The 377-nt window shown below is 41.9% G+C and carries 1 protein-coding gene; it reads left to right on the top strand.

Annotated elements, in window-relative coordinates; genetic code table 11:
• A partial coding sequence (locus J502_RS16285) for an integrase domain-containing protein (protein WP_034685349.1) occupies positions 1–377 on the top strand: 377 nt, incomplete at both ends.

The raw sequence follows: 377 nt of genomic DNA, 5'->3' as shown, positions 1-377 counted from the left end.
TCAGAAAATTGAAAATGCTAAATATATCCGTTTAAAAGACAGTTGGACGAAAGGCGGAAGACCTCGAACTATTCCAATAACCAACGAAAAACAACGTCAAGAACTCAAAAATGCCTACGCTCAAGCTGTGAAAAATGGCGGTTCAATGATTCCGAAAGAAAAAAGCTATAAGTCCCACAAAGCCAATTTTGAAGCAGTCACGCATGCGCTAGGTGTGGGACAAACGCATGGTTTACGACATGGCTACGCTCAGACCAGATACCGTGAATTAATGGGTTTCGATTGCCCTGCTGTAGGCGGTTCTCGTTCATTGTCGGCTGACGAGCAAGTAAAAGATAAAGAAATCCGTATGTTAATTAGTGAAGAATTGGGACATA

The sequence above is a fragment of the Acinetobacter sp. 1294596 genome (assembly GCF_000582925.1).
Lineage (GTDB): Bacteria > Pseudomonadota > Gammaproteobacteria > Pseudomonadales > Moraxellaceae > Acinetobacter > Acinetobacter radioresistens.
This window is presented reverse-complemented; position numbering and strand designations above follow the sequence as displayed.